The sequence below is a fragment of the Polaromonas sp. Polasp52 genome, from assembly GCF_059491565.1.
Genome location: NZ_CP168513.1, coordinates 1,336,178 through 1,352,962 on the forward strand (window position 1 = coordinate 1,336,178; position 16,785 = coordinate 1,352,962).

Annotated in this window: 17 protein-coding genes; 8 read left to right on the plus strand and 9 right to left on the minus strand. The window is 64.8% G+C overall.

Going from position 1 to position 16,785, the window contains the following annotated elements; all coding sequences use genetic code 11:
* Nucleotides 1-51: 51 nt before the first annotated feature.
* Nucleotides 52-726 (minus strand): c-type cytochrome, encoded by a 675-nt coding sequence (locus tag ACEN9P_RS06325; protein ID WP_477661028.1) that lies wholly within the window; start codon nucleotides 724-726, stop codon nucleotides 52-54.
* 211 nt (nucleotides 727-937) lie between these two features.
* On the opposite strand from ACEN9P_RS06325, the gene yihA reads away from it, so the two are divergent.
* Together yihA and ACEN9P_RS06335 are read left to right on the plus strand one after the other, a co-directional pair.
* Entirely contained in the window at nucleotides 938-1,672 is a 735-nt protein-coding gene (gene yihA, locus ACEN9P_RS06330; protein WP_477661027.1) for a ribosome biogenesis GTP-binding protein YihA/YsxC, read from the plus strand.
* 43 nt (nucleotides 1,673-1,715) lie between these two features.
* A complete protein-coding gene (locus ACEN9P_RS06335; RefSeq protein WP_495621416.1) occupies nucleotides 1,716-2,627 on the plus strand; it encodes an alpha/beta fold hydrolase in 912 nt (303 codons plus the stop codon).
* A 19-nt stretch (nucleotides 2,628-2,646) separates the two neighbouring features.
* Here the strand turns inward: ACEN9P_RS06335 and ACEN9P_RS06340 are convergent, their stop codons facing one another.
* Together ACEN9P_RS06340 and ACEN9P_RS06345 are read right to left on the minus strand one after the other, a co-directional pair.
* A complete protein-coding gene (locus tag ACEN9P_RS06340) occupies nucleotides 2,647-3,543 on the minus strand; it encodes a lysophospholipid acyltransferase family protein (RefSeq protein ID WP_495621417.1) in 897 nt (298 codons plus the stop codon).
* Complete coding sequence (locus ACEN9P_RS06345; RefSeq protein WP_495621418.1) at nucleotides 3,540-4,403, minus strand: lysophospholipid acyltransferase family protein; 864 nt, start codon at nucleotides 4,401-4,403, stop codon at nucleotides 3,540-3,542. Before ACEN9P_RS06345 ends, ACEN9P_RS06340 begins: the two co-directional genes overlap by 4 nt.
* Nucleotides 4,404-4,579: 176 nt before the next feature.
* Between ACEN9P_RS06345 and metK the strand changes: the two genes are divergently transcribed.
* The gene (metK, locus tag ACEN9P_RS06350) at nucleotides 4,580-5,764 is read left to right on the plus strand and encodes a methionine adenosyltransferase (protein WP_477714218.1); all 1,185 of its coding nucleotides are present in this window, start codon (nucleotides 4,580-4,582) and stop codon (nucleotides 5,762-5,764) included.
* Nucleotides 5,765-6,067: 303 nt separating this feature from the next.
* Nucleotides 6,068-7,462 carry a CHASE3 domain-containing protein gene (locus tag ACEN9P_RS06355; protein WP_495621419.1) on the plus strand — a complete coding sequence of 465 codons (1,395 nt, stop codon included), beginning with the start codon at nucleotides 6,068-6,070 and terminating at the stop codon, nucleotides 7,460-7,462.
* Here ACEN9P_RS06355 and ACEN9P_RS06360 read toward each other — a convergent pair.
* Both ACEN9P_RS06360 and ACEN9P_RS06365 read right to left on the minus strand, forming a co-directional pair.
* A complete protein-coding gene (locus tag ACEN9P_RS06360) occupies nucleotides 7,447-7,653 on the minus strand; it encodes a hypothetical protein (protein WP_477714216.1) in 207 nt (68 codons plus the stop codon). The genes ACEN9P_RS06355 and ACEN9P_RS06360 overlap by 16 nt on opposite strands.
* A gap of 20 nt (nucleotides 7,654-7,673) precedes the next feature.
* Entirely contained in the window at nucleotides 7,674-7,883 is a 210-nt protein-coding gene (locus ACEN9P_RS06365; RefSeq protein ID WP_477714215.1) for a hypothetical protein, read from the minus strand.
* A gap of 371 nt (nucleotides 7,884-8,254) precedes the next feature.
* Here ACEN9P_RS06365 and ACEN9P_RS06370 point away from each other — a divergent pair, with 371 nt between their 5' ends.
* Nucleotides 8,255-8,545: a co-chaperone GroES gene (locus ACEN9P_RS06370; RefSeq protein ID WP_007872916.1), complete on the plus strand. Its 291-nt coding sequence runs from the start codon at nucleotides 8,255-8,257 to the stop codon at nucleotides 8,543-8,545.
* Nucleotides 8,546-8,593: 48 nt separating this feature from the next.
* Nucleotides 8,594-10,246: a chaperonin GroEL gene (gene groL, locus ACEN9P_RS06375; RefSeq protein ID WP_477661019.1), complete on the plus strand. Its 1,653-nt coding sequence runs from the start codon at nucleotides 8,594-8,596 to the stop codon at nucleotides 10,244-10,246.
* A 67-nt stretch (nucleotides 10,247-10,313) separates the two neighbouring features.
* Here the strand turns inward: groL and ACEN9P_RS06380 are convergent, their stop codons facing one another.
* The gene (locus ACEN9P_RS06380) at nucleotides 10,314-10,676 is read right to left on the minus strand and encodes a DUF805 domain-containing protein (protein ID WP_477661018.1); all 363 of its coding nucleotides are present in this window, start codon (nucleotides 10,674-10,676) and stop codon (nucleotides 10,314-10,316) included.
* 332 nt (nucleotides 10,677-11,008) lie between these two features.
* Here ACEN9P_RS06380 and ACEN9P_RS06385 point away from each other — a divergent pair, with 332 nt between their 5' ends.
* Nucleotides 11,009-11,677: an OmpW/AlkL family protein gene (locus tag ACEN9P_RS06385; protein WP_495621420.1), complete on the plus strand. Its 669-nt coding sequence runs from the start codon at nucleotides 11,009-11,011 to the stop codon at nucleotides 11,675-11,677.
* Nucleotides 11,678-11,718: 41 nt separating this feature from the next.
* On the opposite strand, the gene ACEN9P_RS06390 is transcribed toward ACEN9P_RS06385, so the two are convergent.
* From ACEN9P_RS06390 to tal, 3 genes are all read right to left on the minus strand, one after another.
* Nucleotides 11,719-12,588, minus strand: coding sequence for a DUF3047 domain-containing protein (locus ACEN9P_RS06390; protein ID WP_495621421.1), 870 nt, complete (start codon nucleotides 12,586-12,588; stop codon nucleotides 11,719-11,721).
* Nucleotides 12,589-12,676: 88 nt separating this feature from the next.
* On the minus strand, nucleotides 12,677-14,224 hold the full coding sequence (gene pgi, locus ACEN9P_RS06395) for a glucose-6-phosphate isomerase (protein WP_495621422.1): 1,548 nt from the start codon (nucleotides 14,222-14,224) through the stop codon (nucleotides 12,677-12,679).
* Nucleotides 14,225-14,227: 3 nt separating this feature from the next.
* Entirely contained in the window at nucleotides 14,228-15,175 is a 948-nt protein-coding gene (tal, locus tag ACEN9P_RS06400; protein ID WP_495621423.1) for a transaldolase, read from the minus strand.
* Nucleotides 15,176-15,319: 144 nt separating this feature from the next.
* On the opposite strand from tal, the gene zwf reads away from it, so the two are divergent.
* A complete protein-coding gene (gene zwf / locus ACEN9P_RS06405; RefSeq protein WP_495621424.1) occupies nucleotides 15,320-16,783 on the plus strand; it encodes a glucose-6-phosphate dehydrogenase in 1,464 nt (487 codons plus the stop codon).
* Nucleotides 16,784-16,785 lie beyond the last annotated feature (2 nt).

Genomic DNA, 16,785 nt, shown 5'->3' on the forward strand with positions numbered 1-16,785 from the left:
CGGCCTGCGTGTATTTTCGGCAAAAAAGCCCGCCTCCTGGCGGGCACCGGCTCAGCGCAGGCCGGCAATGTAGTCGGCCAGCGCGCGGATTTCGCGGTCGTTGAGCTTGGCGGCGACCTGGGTCATGGGGATGCTGTTCTTGCGGCCGCCGTCACGGAAAGCCGTCAGCTGCGTCACGGTGTAGTCGGAATGCTGGCCGCTCAGGCGCGGGTACTGCGAAGGGATGCCGGCGCCGGTCGGGCTGTGGCAGCCCGCGCAGGCGGCGATCTGGCGGTCCTGCACGCCGCCGCGGTAGATGCGCTCACCGAGGGCGACCAGTTCCTTGTCCTTGGCGAAGCCGGTCTTGGCTTTTTTCGAGGTGGCCCAGTAGGCGATGTTTTTCATGTCATCGTCGGAAAGCGCCGAGGCGAAGCCCTGCATGATGGGGTTTTTGCGCTTGCCGGATTTGAACTCCTGCAGCTGCTTGACCAGGTATTCGGGGTGCTGCTGCGCCAGCTTGGGGTTGGCCGGCGTGCCGGAATTGCCGTCGGCGCCGTGGCAGCTCGCGCACACGGCAGTGAAGCTGGCCTCGCCCTTGACCAGGTCGGGTTTGGCAACCTTGGCCGGAGCCGCTGCGGCGGCCGGGGCGGCATCGTGCGCGGGTGCGGCGGCTTCGCCGGCGGCGAAGGACGATACGGCGGGCACGGCCAGCAAAGCGGCCAGGAGGGAAGTAACGAACAGCTTCATATCGGGGGTTTTAATTGGTTGGCGCACAAAACGTATAACTTTCTGATTTTACAATGGCTTCAGGGCACCCCCGATTATTCGGGGTCTTGCCGCGGCAAGCCGCCAGGAGTTCCCTGCCGGTTGACGGCCTCCCAAGCCCCGCCCACAGGGGCTTTGGCCCCTTTCAACGCATGCCGCCGGCATGCAAACGACCTTCAGGGACCGCCCGACCATGACCTCCGCACCGCCGCCCAAACCAGCTCCCGCCGCACCTGGCGCCCCCGATCCCAAGATCGCCATGGGCTGGCTGCACACGGCCAAGTTCCTCACCACCGCGCCCGAACTCAAGCATCTGCCGCGCGTCGACGTGCCCGAAATCGCTTTTGTGGGCCGCTCCAACGCGGGCAAATCCACCTGCATCAACACGCTGACACAGCAGCACAGGCTGGCTTTTGCCTCCAAGACACCCGGGCGCACACAAAGCATCAACCTGTTCAGCCTGGGCAAGCAGGGCGTGATGGACGCGGTGCTGGCCGACCTGCCGGGTTACGGCTACGCGGCCGTGCCCAAGGAAGCCAAGTACCGCTGGCAGCAGGTGATGGGCAACTATTTGCAGACGCGCGACAACCTCAAGGCCGTGGTGCTGCTGTGCGACCCGCGCCTGGGCTTGACCGAGCTCGACGAAATCCTGCTTGACGTGATCCGGCCGCGCGTCGAGGAAGGATTGAAATTCCTGGTGCTGCTGACCAAGTCGGACAAGCTCAACAAGACCGAGGCGGCCAAGGCGCTGTCCATTGTGCGACTGCAGGCCGGCGGCGGAGACGTCAAACTCTTTTCTTCGCTGAAGCGCCAGGGCGTCGAGGAAGTCGCCCAGCATTTGTGGGACTGGGCGCACCCGGCCGACCATGAAAAACCGGGCAGGCCCGCCAAGGATGCGCCCGACGACTTGCCTGAAATCAACGATTGAGGCCGGCCGGCGCTTTCGGCCCACGGATAGAAAGCGTAGCGCCATGATTGAAACCCGTTTGCAGGCCCTGCCCCACGGCATCACCCTGTCCTGCCGCACCAGCGGCGCCAAAGGCCGGCCCGTGCTGATGTTCCTGCACGGCTTTCCCGAAGCCGCTTTTGTCTGGGACGGCTTGCTCGAACACTTTGCCCGGCCTGAAAACGGCGGCTTTCGCTGCATCGCGCCCAATCTGCGCGGCTTTGAACAATCCAGCGCGCCCGCCGAGGCCGCCGCCTACCGGCCCAAGCACCTGGTGCAGGACATCGCGGCACTGATCACACTGGAGGGTGGCCAGCTCGAATGCCTGGTGGCCCATGACTGGGGTGGCGCCGTGGCCTGGAACCTGGCGGCCGGCCATCCGGCCCTGATGAAAAAACTGGCCATCATCAACTCGCCGCATCCCGGCACTTTTTTGCGCGAGCTGCAGCACTCGCCGGCGCAGCAGGCCGCCAGCGCCTATATGAATTTCCTGATCCGCCCTGATGCCGAGGCGCTGCTGGCCGAGGACGACTTTCGCCGCCTCTGGGAGTTTTTCACCCACATGGGCGCGGCCGACGGCCCGCACGCCTGGCTCACCGCTGCGCTGCGCGAACAATACCGAGGCATCTGGCGCCAGGGCCTGACCGGCCCCTGCAACTACTACCGCGCCTCGCCGCTGCGCCCTCCCCGGCCGGGCCCGCCGCACAATGACCCGGCTGCGGCCGCCGTGACGATTCCGCGCGAGATGCTGGAAGTTCGCCTGCCCACCCTGGTGCTCTGGGCCATGGACGACATCGCCCTGCCGGCAGCCCTGCTGGACGGCCTCGAAGACTACGTGCCGCAAATGACATTGCAGCGCATCGCTGGCGCGACCCACTGGATCCTCCACGAGCAACCGGCCTTGGTGACGGCCTATCTGCGGGATTTTTTGCGCTAGCGGCCGCGGGCCCGCCAGCTCAATACATCGAAGGGTCGCCCTCGGGCCGGGTCTTGAAGCGCTTGTGCACCCAGTAATACTGTGCCGGCATGGTTTCGATGTAGTCGCGCAGCCGCGCGTTCATGAGCGCGGTGTCGGCCACCGGGTCTTCGCTAGGGAAATCGCCCCAAGCCGGCAGCACCTGCACCTCGTAACCTGTGGCGGTGATGCGTGGCAGCAGCGGCAACACCTTGGCGCGGCCCAGCCTGGCAAAGCGCGAGAGCGAAGGCACGGTGGCGGTGGGCACGCCGAAAAACGGCACAAACACCGAATCGTCGGCACCGAAATCCATGTCCGGCAGCAAATAGAGGGGCTGGCCTTCGCGCAACGCCGCGACGATGGGCTTGACACCGGCCGCGCGGCCGAACAGCCGCAGGTTGCCGAAGCGCCGGCGCCCGCGCAGTATCCAGCGGTCCACCAGCTTGTTGGACTGGTCGGTGTAAATCGTGGTGGAAGGCCGCGGCATCTGCAGCGCCACCGCGGTCCAGGCCGCGTCCAGGCCCACAAAATGCGGCAGGAAAATCACCGTGGGCGCGTTGCCCGCGAGTTCCTCAACCGCGCCCGTCAGGTGCACGCGGCGCTGCACCCAGGCTTTGGGTGCGTGCCACAGCCAGGCGCGGTCCAGCCAGGCCTGGGCGAAGTACACAAAGGTCTGCACATTCAGGCGGCGCCGCTCTTCGGCGGAAAGCGCCGGGAAACACAGGGCCAGGTTGGTGTCCACCACACGCCGGCGCGCGCCCACCGCGGCATACAACACCCAGCCGAGCAGCACGCCCAGGCCGCGTGTCCAGGAAAGCGGCACCAGGGCCAGCAGCTGCATAAAAAGAATGCCGCCGCGGGTTACGAGCCGGCTGGCCATCTGGCGGACAGTCTTCACAGCGGTGCTTCCTTGCGTGGAGTCTTGTAGCGCGCATAGCCCCATAGGTACTGGCCGGGCTGGCTCAGCACGATGGCTTCAATCGCGCGGTTGATCTGCGTCACGGCCTGCAACAGCTCGGCGCGGGGCTTGCCAGCATCGTCGGGTTGGACCTCTTGGACCGCCGGCCATATCTTGAGGAAGTAGCCGCGGCCATGCGGCAGGCGCTCGCAGCTCACCGGCAGCAGCACCGCCCCGCTTTGCAGCGCCAGCCGCGCCGCCAGGGTCATGGTGTAAGCCGGTTTGCCGAAGAACGGCGCCCAGACGCCCAGCCCCTCAGGCGGCACCTGGTCGGTCAGCAGCGCGACAGCCTGGTTGGCCTTGAGGGTTTTGTGCATCAGGCGTATGCCGCTCAGGGAGGCCGGGACCACCGTGAGGTTGGCGCGGTCGCGCGCCAGGCGCTCCAGCCGCGCCAGCCAGGCCTTGCGCGCGGGCCGGTAGATCGCGGTGATGGGCCCGTATAGCTCGGCCAGCGCCTGCGGGCCCAGCTCGAAGCTGCCGCAGTGCGGGCCGAAAAAAATTACACCGCGGCCTTGCGCGAAAGCGCTTTCGGCATGAGCTTGGCCCTCCACGCGCACATTGCCCAGGCAGGATTCCGTGGCGGGCCGCATCCACAGCTTGGGCAGTTCGGCGATAAAGCGCCCGGCCTCGGCGATCGCCGGGCGGGCCAGCTCAAAGGGCAGGCCGGCCTGCGCCACATGGGCACGGAACTGCGCGCGGTAGCGCGGGCTCAGCGCCCAGACCAGCCAGCCCAGCCCGGCGCCCAACGCATGCAGGGCGGCCAGCGGCCAGAGGGCGAAAAATCGGAACAACCAGGGCATTGATCAGGCAAAAGGGGTATTGATGGGTCAATCCAGCCGAAAAAGGGCTGTCTTATAATGCGTGCTGTCGCCGAGTTATTGAACAACTTGCAGGGCGACATTAAACCAAACTGCTAAAGCGTTCGCCGAAGCACCCCAGCCGGCAACGCGCCGACAAACTTCATGGAGTGTACGCAATGGCGAACGATTTTCTCTTTACATCCGAATCCGTCTCCGAAGGCCATCCCGACAAGGTCGCCGACCAGATTTCCGACGCGATTCTCGATGCGATCTTCAAGCAGGACCCGCGCAGCCGCGTCGCCGCCGAAACCCTGACCAACACCGGCCTGGTCGTGCTGGCCGGCGAGATCACCACCAACGCCCACGTTGACTACATCCAGGTCGCGCGCGACACCATCAAGCGCATCGGCTACGACAACACCGAATACGGCATCGACTACAAAGGTTGCGCCGTCATGGTCTGCTACGACAAGCAGTCCAACGACATCGCCCAGGGCGTGGACCACGCCTCCGACGACCACCTGAACATAGGCGCCGGCGACCAGGGCCTGATGTTCGGTTATGCCTGCGATGAAACGCCCGACCTGATGCCCGCGCCGATTTACTACGCGCACCGCCTGGTCGAGCGCCAGGCCCAGCTGCGCAAGGACGGCCGCCTGCCTTTCCTGCGTCCCGACGCAAAAAGCCAGGTGACCATGCGCTACGTGGACGGCAAGCCGCACAGCATTGACACCGTGGTGCTGTCCACCCAGCACAGCCCCGACCAGAGCGAAACCCCGCACAAGATGAAGGCTTCTTTCAACGAGGCCATCATCGAGGAAATCATCAAGCCGGTGCTGCCCAAGGGCATGCTGACCAAGGACACCCGTTACCTGATCAACCCGACCGGCCGCTTCGTCATCGGCGGCCCGCAAGGCGACTGCGGCCTGACCGGCCGCAAGATCATCGTCGACACCTATGGCGGCGCCTGCCCGCACGGCGGCGGCGCCTTCAGCGGCAAGGACCCCAGCAAGGTGGACCGTTCGGCCGCCTACGCCGCCCGCTACGTCGCCAAGAACATCGTGGCGGCCGGCCTGGCCCGCCAGTGCCAGATCCAGGTGGCGTACGCCATCGGCGTGGCCAAGCCCATGAACGTCACGGTCTATACCGAAGGCACGGGCGTGATCTCCGACGAAAAGCTCTCGGCCCTGGTCAACGAACACTTCGACCTGCGCCCCAAAGGCATCATCCAGATGCTGGACCTGCTGCGCCCCATCTACGAAAAGACGGCAGCCTACGGCCACTTCGGCCGCGACGAACCGGAATTCACGTGGGAAAAGACGGACAAGGCCGCTGCGCTTCGCGCAGCTGCGGGCCTGTAAGGCCCCGAGCGAAGCGAGCTTGTCCGGCTTTCAGCGCAGGCTCACTTCGCGCAGCGAAGTTAAGGGCCAAAGGCCCGTGCCGAAGCTAAAGAACCGATAAAGCTGCTGCACTCCGCGCTGCAGCCGGCCTGTAAGGCCGCCGGGCAAGGCGGCGTCCTACGCTGCAGCTGACCAAACGCCAGCAACATAGAGCCACCTTCGGGTGGCTTTTTCACGCCTGGCCGAAGGGCCGGTTTCTAGAATTTCGGGCAGGTTGCGCCCGGCCGGCGGCACCATTTCGAGAACGCCATCACGAAAGCTCCCATGCGAAGCACCCCCCACAAAATGGCCGCCAACGTCGCCTGCGCCTTGATCGCCGTGCTCACCCTGATCGGCATCAGCGAGCTGTCGTATGACAAATCCATGGATGCGATGGACGAAGTGGCGCAGGCCCACCTCACACGCAGCCATGTCCAGCGGCTGCTGCGCGACGTGCTCGACGCGGAGACCGGGCAGCGCGGCTACCTGCTGACCGGCGACACCATGTACCTGGAGCCCTACAAGGCCGCCATCGCGGACATCGGCCAGACGCAGGACCAGCTGCGCGAGCTGCTCGCCGCCCGCCAGGATCTGGCCGGGACGCTGTCGCTGCTGGGACGCACGGTGCAGCGCAAGCTGGCGGAGATGGACCTGTCCATCCGCATGAAGAACGAAGGCAAGGACGAGGCCTGGCGTTTTGTCCTGACCACGGAGGTGGGCAAGGAGCAAATGGACGCCATACGCAACAGCGCCGGCCGGCTCATTGATGAAACCAACCAGGACACCGCCAGGGGCTACGCGGAGGTCCGGCGTTCGCTGCTGCTCACGCGCATAGGCATCACCCTGGTGGCGACCGTCGCCTTTGTGGCCTTCTGGCTGTATTTGCGCCAGACCGCCGCCCTGGACCAGGCCGGGCAGCGCCAGCAACTGGCATTGCAGGCCGAGCGCGACCTGCTGAACGTCCAGGTCAAGGAGCGCACCAGCCGGCTGGCCGAGCTGGCCACCCACCTGCAGCAGGTGCGGGAACAGGAAAGAGAGCACCTGGCGCGCGAACTCCACGACGAGCTCGGCGCGCTGCTCACGGCCGCAAAGCTCGACATCACGCGCATCAAAGCCAGGCTGTCCGGCGAAAACGGCGACTTGCCGGCCCGCATCGAGCACCTGATTGAAACGCTCAACAGCGGCATCGCGCTGAAGCGGCGCATCATCGAAGACCTTCGCCCTTCCTCGCTGTCCAACCTCGGGCTGCTGCCGGCCCTGGAGATCCTGACGCGCGAGTTCGCCCAGCGTTCGGGCTTGAGCATCGTCACCAACCTCGAGCCGACGGAACTGGACGAAACCATACAGCTGACGGTCTACCGGCTGGCCCAGGAGGCCCTGACCAATATTGCCCGTTATGCGCAGGCACAGAACGTGGAAATCAACCTGCTGAGCTACAAGGACTACATCATCGTGACCGTGCACGATGACGGCCGGGGCTTCGATCCGCAGGCCGTGCAGGCATCCAGCCACGGCCTGCAGGGCATGCGCCACCGGGTGGAGGCCTCGGGCGGCCACCTGGAGATCAACACCACCCAGGGCACGACCATTTCGGCCACATTGCCGCTGGTGGTGCGGCGGACTGCGGCGGCACATGTGGCGGGCGGCGCAAATGAAAGCCCGCCTCAGCCGCGCGTGTAAGGCGTCTTCCCGATATGCGGGGTATGGCCCAGTTCCTCGGAGGGCTGGCCATCGGCCTTGGGTTCGGGGATGGTTTTGTTGGTGCCTTCCCGGCCGAATTCATCGGAGGGCGTCTTTTCGGGCCGGCCTGCGGGCGTTTTTGTGCCGCCGGCCCGGCGGCTTTCCGGCGTGGCGCTGGTTCTGGGTTTCATCGCCCGTCCGTCCGAATTCATCAGGTGACAAAACTGCTGGCGGCCGCCATGCAGCCGGGCCCGCCCGCCGCGTGGGGGTTTGCCGATGCCGCCGGCAGGCCGAAATCCTTGCCGGACACAGGAAAAGGCCAGGGATGGCGCGACCGGGCCGGCTCGGCCGCCGGCTCCCGCACCGGGCGCATGGCGCGGCTGTCCTGGGCTTCTTCGCGTGGAAAACTGTCTAAAAACATGGTGATGCCGGGTCCGGCCCTGAATGAAGAGGATTTGACTTTAGGGGCCGGCATGGGTGGCAGGTCGTCAGCGGCAGAGGAATTCGGTGTAGGACAAGCTCGGATCGGGCGCACGCCCGGCATCCAGGCCCAATCCCTTGGCGCCGGGTGGCAACGGGGGCCCAGCCCACGCCACAGCTTCCCGCTCCGCGCTCAAAAACAGGATTTTCCAGCGCGTCGCCTTGAAAACGCCCCGAATTGCCCCTATGATTAGCACTCGATGGTATTGAGTGCTAACAAGGCCTCATCAATCCACCAAAGTTAACAAGCACCCACTTTACGCGGGTGCTTTTTGATTCCCAAAACCCAGTGTTCTCAAACAAGGAGCTCTCATGAAACTTCGTCCTTTGCACGACCGCGTGATCGTCAAACGCGTGGAAAACGAAACCAAAACCGCTTCCGGCATCGTCATTCCCGACAGCGCCGCTGAAAAGCCTGATCAAGGCGAAGTGCTGGCCGTTGGCCCCGGCAAGAAGAACGACAAGGGCGAACTGAGCCCCGTGGGCGTCAAAGTGGGCGACCGCGTGCTGTTCGGCAAATACAGCGGCCAGACCGTCAAGGTCGACGGCGACGAACTGCTCGTCATGAAAGAAGAAGATTTGTTTGCAGTGGTCGAGAAATAACTCTCCGCCGCCTCAAACCCCTTATTAACTGAATCTGGAGAATTAAACATGGCAGCAAAAGACGTCATTTTCGGCGGCGAAGCCCGCGCACGCATGGTCGAGGGTGTGAACATCCTGGCCAACGCCGTCAAGGTAACCCTGGGCCCCAAAGGCCGTAACGTGGTTCTGGAGCGCTCGTTCGGCGCCCCCACGGTGACCAAGGACGGTGTGTCCGTCGCCAAGGAAATCGAACTGAAGGACAAGCTGCAGAACATGGGCGCGCAGATGGTCAAGGAAGTCGCTTCCAAGACCTCCGACAACGCCGGCGACGGCACCACCACCGCCACCGTCCTGGCACAAGCCATCGTCCGCGAAGGCATGAAGTACGTTGCCGCCGGCATGAACCCCATGGACCTGAAGCGCGGTATCGACAAGGCCGTGCTGGCCCTGACCGAAGAACTCAAGAAGGCTTCCAAGCCCACCACCACCTCCAAGGAAATCGCCCAGGTCGGCTCGATTTCCGCCAACTCCGACGAATCCATCGGCAAGATCATTGCCGACGCGATGGACAAGGTTGGCAAGGAAGGCGTGATCACCGTGGAAGACGGCAAGTCCCTGCAAAACGAACTCGACGTCGTCGAAGGCATGCAGTTCGACCGCGGCTACCTCTCCCCTTACTTCATCAACAACCCTGAAAAGCAGTCCGCGCTGCTGGACAACCCCTTTGTGCTGCTCTACGACAAGAAGATCAGCAACATCCGCGACCTGCTGCCTACCCTGGAGCAAGTCGCCAAGGCCGGCCGTCCGCTGCTGATCATCGCCGAAGAAGTCGAGGGCGAAGCCCTGGCAACCCTGGTGGTGAACACCCTGCGCGGCATCCTGAAGGTCGTGGCTGTCAAGGCTCCCGGCTTCGGCGACCGCCGCAAGGCCATGCTGGAAGACATCGCTGTCCTGACCGGCGGCAAGGTCATCGCTGAAGAAGTCGGCATGTCGCTCGAAAAAGTGACGCTGGCCGACCTCGGCCAGGCCAAGCGCATCGAAGTGGGCAAGGAAAACACCATCATCATCGACGGCGCCGGCGCCGCTGCCGACATCGAAGCACGCGTCAAGCAAGTGCGCGTCCAGATCGAAGAAGCGACCAGCGACTACGACCGTGAAAAACTGCAAGAGCGCGTGGCCAAGCTGGCCGGCGGTGTTGCCGTGATCAAGGTCGGCGCTGCCACCGAAGTCGAAATGAAGGAAAAGAAGGCCCGCGTGGAAGACGCGCTGCACGCCACCCGTGCTGCCGTGGAAGAAGGCATTGTGGCCGGCGGCGGCGTCGCGCTGCTGCGCGCCAAGCAGGCTGCTGGCGCCATCAAGGGCGACAACGCCGACCAGGACGCCGGTATCAAGCTGGTGCTGCGCGCCATTGAAGCCCCCCTGCGCGAAATCGTCTACAACGCAGGCGGCGAAGCCTCCGTGGTGGTCAACGCGGTTCTCGGCGGCAAGGGCAACTACGGCTTCAATGCGGCCAACGACACCTACGGCGACATGATCGAAATGGGTATCCTGGATCCCACCAAGGTCACCCGCACCGCACTGCAGAACGCCGCTTCCGTGGCATCGCTGATGCTGACGACCGAAGCCATGGTGGCCGAGTCTCCCAAGGACGAAGCAGCTGCCGGCGGCGGCATGCCAGGCGGCATGGGTGGTATGGGCGGCATGGGCGACATGGGCATGTAATGCCCGCCTGAGCTTCTCGCTCCATCAAAAAGGGCCGCTTTCGCGGCCCTTTTTTTATGCTTGCTTTTTATTGCTCGCCCGTCGGGCCGGCGGCAGGCACAGCCGGCGCGGCGCCTTCGTCATACTGGTTGGGGCCTTCCGAAGGCTGGACGCACCAGTACAGCAGCAACAAGTTGACCAGCGGGATCAGGCCGATCAGCAGCAGCCAGCCGGTCTTGCCGATGTCATGCAGGCGGCGCACACCCACCGCGATTCCCGGCAGCAGCATGGCCAGGGCGGCGATGCCGTACAGGATGTTGCTGATCATGCCGGTGACGATCAGCACGATGATCTGGAACAGGAAGAACCACCAGAATTCCGGCCGCGATGCCCGGCCGGTGAACGTGACGTACTTGGAAAAGCAGGTAGAGATGGCTTGGCCAAAATTCATGACAGTAATCCTCCTCACAAGGTGTTAACAGGGTGAATTCCCTGCCGCATGATAATGCGGCGCGCCTCGCGGGGCTACCGCGGCGGCCGGGGGGGCCGGCACGGCGGCCGGTTTGGCGGGACAAAACCACAGTGCACGCATCCGTACAAACCTTGTACGAAGAACGTTTTCAATCGACAAAAGCCGTTGCGTCTGCGCTTCATCGCCGGGACAAAACCCCCATGCAGGCCAGCGCGCACGGGCGCTTGCCGCTACCATGACATTGACACCGATCCCCTGGATGAACCTCCAACACCTTACAACAGTCACCCAGCCACATCACCGGACTCGCCATGCCCCTTTCCAGACAACACCTGATTGCCGCGGCCATCATGGCCTCGTCCACATTCCCCGCTTTCGCGCAACAGGCCGGCACCTGGTCTTTGTCGGCCGGCGTCACGCGCATCAAGCCCTCCGTGGACAGCGGCACGCTGACGGGCAACATACCCAATGTGCGTGTGGGCGTCAGCAACGACACCCGGGTGACGGGCGCGATCAACTACATGGCCACCGAGCACCTCAACCTGCACCTGCCGCTGGGCCTGGGTTTCCGGCATGACGTCACCGGCGACGGCACACTCGCGGGTTTCGGCAAGGTGGCCGACACCCGGGCGCTGCCGGTCACGCTGATAGGCCAGTACCGCTTTTTCGAGGCCGAGGCCCGGTTCCGGCCCTACCTGGGTGCCGGCCTGTCGTATGTGCGGTTTTACAAGGAGCGGGGAAGCACCCTGCTGACCGCGCTGACCAACCCCGGCGGACCGCCCACCGGCGTGTCCTTCAAATCCAAGCTGGCCCCCTCCTTCCAGGTCGGAGGCGTCTACAACCTCAATGACAAGTGGTTTGTGGAAGGCAGCTACACCAAGACGCTGCTGAAAACCCGCGGCACGCTGAGCACGGGCCAGACGATTGACGTGGTGCTCGATCCCAACTGCTTCACCCTGCAACTGGGCTACAAGTTTTGAGCAGGGCCGCCGCCCCGCGTTGAGCGGGCGCTGACGCGGCGCTACTTGCTCGCGACGGCCGCAGCCGAAGCGGGTATGAGCTTGAGCGGCCCGTAGAAGGCCTGCAGCTGGCCTTCGTCCCTTTCACCTTCGGTAAAGACCGCGAAGCTCAGCAAGGCGCCCGGGTCTTCGCCAAAAGCCTTGCGGTAGTCGGCGCGGATGTCGCGCTCGTAGCTGCGCCATTCGTTGTAACCGTGGTCACCCGAATCGACCACGATCTTGCGGATGCGGTCGGTGCGATCATTGACGACGACCTCGCCGGGCTGCTTGACCCGCGACCACGAATAGACCAGGGTCGCGAACGGCATTTCCTCGCCGGTCAGCAGGCGGCTCAGCTCCGACAGCATGGCGTTTTTCATCGACAGCCGCGAGCGGTCGCCTTCGAAAGCGAGCACCACCCGCACCGGCACATCCTCGAGCTGCGGCAGCGCGGCGTTGGCACCCGCGCCCGCGTTGGGCACGTTCCAGGAAAAGCGCACAAGGCCCAGCTGGTCCGGCTCAATGCGGTGGCGATGGCGCAGGATGCTGCCGGAGGCCTCGGCCTTCGCGAGCACCGCGTCGCGGCCTTCATGGCGCACATAGCTGTAGCTGGCCGGCTGCTTGCCGGGCACGCGGAAGATCTCCCACCGAAGGTCGTCGGGCTTGAGCTCCCCGGCTTTGGGCGGTGCCGACATCTCGGCCCAGGCCGTGCCGGTCACCCCTTCGGCCACACCCACGGTGCCGCCCTGGCTGACGGGCTCGTCGGTGTCGGCGTCCTCAGCATCAAGGGCGCGCGTCGCGCAGCCGGCGGCCAGCGCTGCCGTGAGCAGCGCCGCGGCGAACATCGAAAAACGGGGAAAAACTCGGCAAGGCGTGACGGGTAAAGACATCATGCGAAATCATCGAAAAAATCAGCGAAGCGGCAAGTTGACCACGAAACCGCGCACTCCCGTCAGGGAAAAAAGCACGGTTTTGCGCGAATCAGCCGGAAATCTTGCGCAACAGGCCCGCCGTCGAGCCGTCAAGGCCGGACAGGTCACCGCTTTGCAGGCGCGGCTCTATGTCCCTGGCCAGCACCTTGCCGAGCTCGACGCCCCACTGGTCGAAGCTGTTGATGCCCCAGATCGCGCCGCTGACAAACACGCGGTGCTCCTGCAGCGCGACCAGCGCCCCCAGGCTGGCGGGCGTGAGCCGCTCCAGCAGCAAGAAGGTGCTGGGCCGGTTGCCGGGAAAATGTTTGTGGCCACCCACATCGTCCTTTCCCTGCATCAAGGCCTGCGCCTGGGCCAGCACATTGGCCAGCAAAGTGGCGTGATGGCCGGGCAGGCTATGGCCGGCCTGTTTGACGGCGACGAATTCCACCGGCACCACCGAGCTGCCCTGGTGCAGCATCTGGAAATAAGCGTGCTGGCCGTTGGTGCCGGGCTCGCCCCACAGCACGGGCGAGGTGGCAAAAGGCAAGGCCTGGCCGTCGGCATCGACACGCTTGCCGTTGCTTTCCATTTCAAGCTGCTGCAAATAGGCCGGCAGGCGCCGCAAGGCGCTGCTGTAGGGCGCGATGCTGCGGCTGCTGAAGCCGTAAAAATTGCGATACCAGACGTCGAGCAAGCCCAGGCGCACCGGCAGGTTGCGCGCCAGCGGCGCCGTGCGGAAGTGTTCGTCCATGGCATGCGCGCCGGCCAGCAGCTCGCGAAAGCCGGCCGCGCCTATGGCGATGGCAATCGGCAAACCTATGGCCGACCAGAGCGAATAGCGCCCGCCCACCCAGTCCCAGAAGCCGAAGCTCGTCTTGATGCCGAAAGCATGGGCCGCCGCGACATTGGTCGTGAGGGCCGCGAAATGCCGGCCAACATCCGTGCCGCCCTGCGACTCAAACCAGCGCCTGGCCGAATGCGCATTGGTCATGGTCTCGGTGGTGGTGAAGGTCTTGGACGCCACCAGGAACAGCGTGTTTTGCGGCTTGAGCCCCTGCAGCACGCCGGCCAGCTCGCCGCCGTCGACGTTGGAGACAAAGTGCAACCGCTTGCCGGGGATGGCGAATTCAGCCAGCGCCAGCACCGCCATCTGCGGGCCGAGGTCGGAGCCGCCTATGCCGATGTTGACGATGTCGGTGATGGCCGCGTCGGCGCGCAGTTGCTCGGCATAGGCCAGCATGGCGTCCAGGGTTTCATGCACCCGCGCGAGGTCGCCGTCCATGCCGGCGGCGGCCGGGCTCCGCAATAAAAAATGCTTGACGGCGCGCTGCTCGGTGCCATTGATCAGCTCGCCGGCAAACATGGCATCGCGGTGCTGCTCGAGCCGGCATTGCGCGGCCAGATCCAGAAGCAGAGTCTCGCTGGTCGTGTCGATCAGGTTTTTGGAGAGATCGGCAAAAACATGCGGCGCTTCCTGGCTGAAATGCGCAAAGCGCCCCGCGTCGGCCGCGAAGGCCCGGCGCAGGTCAAAGGATTTTCCCTGGGTGTCGAAGCAGCCCTGCAGCGCGGCCCAGGCCGGCGTGCGGTCGCAGCGGGGTCTTGGCTGCACGGCCATGCCTCAGGCCGCCAGCATCAGCTGTTCGAGCTTCACGGCGTCGACCGCGAAGGCGCGTATGCCCTCGGCCAGCTTTTCGGTGGCCATGGCGTCTTCATTGAGCGCGTAGCGAAAACCCGCTTCGTCGTAGTTGACGGCGGGCAGGTCCAGCGCGGCGGCCGCCTTGGCGTCCAGCGCGCAGGGCAGCGGCGCGTCGGAAGCCGCCAATTGGCCCAGCAGCTCGGGGCTGATGGTCAGCAGGTCGCAGCCGGCCAGCGCGGTGATCTGGCCCACGTTGCGAAAACTCGCGCCCATCACCTCGGTGGCGATGCCGAAGTGTTTGTAATGGTTGTAGATCTCGCGCACCGACTTGACGCCGGGGTCATTGGCGCCGGCCATCGCAGCCTCGTCCCAGGCCGCGCCGGCGGATTTTTTGTACCAGTCGTAGATGCGGCCGACGAAGGGCGAGATCAGCTGCACCTTGGCCTGGCCGCAGGCCACCGCCTGGGCGAATGAGAACAGCAGGGTGAGGTTGGTGTGGATGCCGCGCTGTTCGAGCTTTTCGGCCGCCTGTATACCCTCCCAGGTGGCGGCGACCTTGATCAGCACGCGGTCTATGTGTACGCCCTCGGCCTGGTAGAGCTCGACGATGCGCTCGCCTCGCGTGTAGGTGGCATTGGCGTCAAAGCTCAGGCGCGCATCGACTTCGGTCGAGACGCGGCCCGGAATGATGGAGAGGATTTCGCAGCCGAAGCGCACCAGCAGGCGGTCCATGGTTTCGTCGAGCGCGCGCCCCTTGAAGCGGGCCACGGTGTCCTTGAGCAAGGGCTGGTAGTCGGCCTTTTGCACCGCCTTGAGGATCAGCGAGGGGTTGGTGGTGGCGTCCTGCGGCTTGAACTGCCCCAGTTGCTTGAAATCACCGGTGTCGGCAACCACGGTGGTGAACTGTTTGAGGGCGTCAAGTTGGGTCATGGCAGGGATGCTGGGCAAAAACGCGAAAGTGGTCCGGATGAAACACCGCGGGAGCACCTGGAGGCGTGCATCGCGCGGGTTCAGGGTCGAGTTACCATTATGCCCATAGAATATGAAACTTAATTACCAAGACACTTTTTTACCATGAGTTTTGACCTCATCCTTTTCGGCGGCACCGGCGACCTGGTGTGGCGCAAGATCATGCCGGCCCTGTTCCAGGCCTTTCGCCATGGCTCACTGCCGGCCGGCGGGCGCATTGTGGGTGTGGCGCGCGACGATCTGTCCGACGACCAGTACCGGGCGCTGATCAAGTCCCGCTTTGACAACGTCGAGCTGGCCAAGCGCCCCAGCGAGGAGGAGTTCTCGCGCTTTGCCGCGCTGCTGGGCTACCTGCGCATGGATTTGTCCAACCCGGCGGATTACGCGGGGCTGGCCGCCAGGCTGCAGCAGCGGCCGGCCGATGTGGTGGTGATGTATGTGGCGACGGCGCCCAGCCTGTTCACCACGGTGTGCGAGCAGATCGCCGCCGCCGGCCTGAACGGCCCGCAGACCCGCGTGGTGCTGGAAAAACCGCTGGGCCATGACCTGGCCTCGAACCGCGCCATCAACAAGACGGTACGCGGCGTGCTCAGCGAGCAACAGATCTTTCGCATTGACCACTACCTGGGCAAGCCCTCGGTGCAAAACCTGTTCGCGCTGCGCTTCGGCAATTCGCTGTTCGAGCCGCTGTGGCGCCGCGAGACCATCGCCAACATCCAGATCACGATCGCCGAGGACCTGGGCGTGGAAAAACGCGGGGCCTTCTACGACAGCACGGGCGCGCTGCGCGACATGGTGCAAAACCACGCGCTGCAGCTGCTGTGCGCCATCGGCATGGAGCCACCCATCAACTCGCACGCCGACGCCATCCGCGACGAAAAGCTCAAGGTGCTGCGCTCGCTCAAGCCCTGGACGCCGGAAACACTGGGCCAGCACGTGGTGCGCGGCCAGTACGCGGCCGGCAACATCGACGGCGAGGCCGTGCCGGGCTACCGCGACGAAAAAGGCGTGCCCCCCGACAGCCGGACCGAAACCTTTGTCGCCCTGCGCACCGAGATCGCCAACTGGCGCTGGGCCGGCGTGCCCTTTTACATCCGCACCGGCAAGCGCCTGGCCGGCCGCGATGCGCACATCGAGGTCAACTTCCGGCCGGCACCGCACGCGATTTTCAAGGCCTCCACCTCCGGCTCCAACGTGGCCAACCGGCTGGTCATCAACCTGCAGCCCAAGGACGGCCTGGAGCTGCACCTGCTGGCCCAGGGTGCCGACCAGCGCCGCGGCACGCCCTCGCTGGCGCCTGTGCAGTTGGACCTGGATTTCGACAAACGTTTCGGCTCCGAACGCGTGGGCGCCTATGAGCGGCTGTTGCTGGATGTGATCGACGGGCGGCTCAACCTTTTTGTGCGCAGCGACGAACAGGAAGAAGCCTGGCGCTGGGTGGAGCCCATCCTGGACAGCTGGAGCAACGATTCCGGCGTGCCAAGGCCCTATGCCGCCGGCAGCTGGGGGCCTAGCGCGGCGAGCGCGATGATCGCCAGAGACGGATATTGCTGGTCTGAGGAGTGCTGAGC